Raw genomic sequence first — 1465 nt, 5'->3', positions numbered from 1 at the left:
CAATACCGTTCAGTTAAGCTTACAAGGGTGTAGTTTGGATGCATGCCTCGTGCTGGGTGGGTGAAGCCTGAGTCGGATCGCCGGTTGTCGGATGTGGTGTCGGTGGGGGTGTTGACGCGGACGTTTCCGCCGGATCTAGTGGATGAGGTGGTCGCGGCGGCGGGGCGGACCGAGGTGCGGTCGCGGGTGTTGCCGGCGCGGGTGATGGCGTATTTCTCGATCGGGATGGCGTTGTATGCCGAGGGTTCGTATGAGGATGTGTTCTCGCAGCTCACGGATGGTTTGTCGTGGGCGTCGGGGTGGCAGGAAACCTTTCGTCCGCCGAGTAAGTCGGCGATCTTTCAGGCGCGGGCCCGGTTGGGGTCGGCGCCGGTGGCGGCGTTGTTTTCCCGGGTCGCGCGGCCGTTGGGGACGGCGACGACTGCGGGGGTGTGGTTGGCGGGGCGGCGGCTGGTCGCCGTTGACGGCACGTGCCTGGATGTGGCCGACACCGAGGCCAACGACGAGTATTTCGGGCGGCCGGGGGTGGCCAAGGGTGAACGGTCGGCGTTCCCGATGGCGCGGATGGTGGCGCTCGCCGAATGCGGTACGCATGCGATCTTCGCGGCCGCAGTCGGCACCTACGCCGAGTCCGAGGCGTCGCTGATCGAGTCGTTGCTGCCTCGTCTGCACTCGGGGATGCTGGTCACCGCCGACCGTGGCGTGTTCTCGTATGCATTGTGGCGCAAGGCTATCGCCACCGGCGCAGATCTGTTGTGGCGGGCGCGGACCGACAAGATGGGGCCCAAACCACGCCATGTCAAAGACTTGCCGGACGGATCCTGGCTCGCCGAGTTGCGCCAGACACATTCGGCGGCGGCGCGCCGCGCGGAACCGATGCTGGTGCGGGTCATCGACTACACCATCGACGACGGCCGCGACAATCCCGAACACTACCGGCTGCTGACCACTGTGCTCGACCCCGACGAGGTCGGTGCGGTCGAGTTGGCCACCGCCTACACCGAGCGGTGGGAGATCGAGATCGCCTTCGACGAACTCAAAACCCACCAACGCGGACCACGCACCGTGCTGCGGTCGAAATCACCCGATCTGGTGCTGCAAGAAATCTGGGGACACCTGTGCTGTCATTACGCGATCCGGTCGTTGATGATCGAGGCCGCCCACCATGGAGGCCACGAACCCGACCGAGTCAGTTTCGTTGCCGCACTCCGGATTACCCGACAATCGGTCGCCCACCAGGGCGACTTTCCCCCCTCACGACCCTGAAGTCTGCCACCGCAGCTGGCAGACCTTCCTGAGCCGGCTGACCCGCCGCCTCAATCCCGCCCGACGCCGCCGGGCCAATCCCCGCGTCGTCAAACGCAAATACGTGAAATGGCACGTTAAACGTGCCCAGCACGCCTCCTGGCCACATCCGACCAAACCCGCCGTCTACACACCCGTCGCCCTTAACTGAACGGTATTG

1 protein-coding gene is annotated in these 1465 nt (G+C 65.2%); it reads left to right on the top strand.

Features of this window, described 5'->3' with window-relative positions; all coding sequences use genetic code 11:
- The first annotated feature begins 42 nt into the window (after positions 1–42).
- Entirely contained in the window at positions 43–1266 is a 1224-nt protein-coding gene (locus tag GOPIP_RS25485) for an IS4 family transposase (RefSeq protein WP_035728866.1), read from the top strand.
- The last annotated feature ends 199 nt before the right edge of the window (positions 1267–1465 follow it).

The sequence above is a fragment of the Gordonia polyisoprenivorans NBRC 16320 = JCM 10675 genome (genome assembly GCF_000241325.1).
Lineage (GTDB): Bacteria > Actinomycetota > Actinomycetes > Mycobacteriales > Mycobacteriaceae > Gordonia > Gordonia polyisoprenivorans.
The sequence above is the reverse complement of the archived record's forward strand: the minus strand, read 5'-3'. Positions and strand labels throughout refer to the sequence as shown.

Coding starts and splice junctions, on each gene's coding strand:
- GOPIP_RS25485 (WP_035728866.1), top strand. CDS start 43: ATGCCTCGTGCTGGGTGGGTGAAGCCTGAGTCGGATCGCCGGTTGTCG.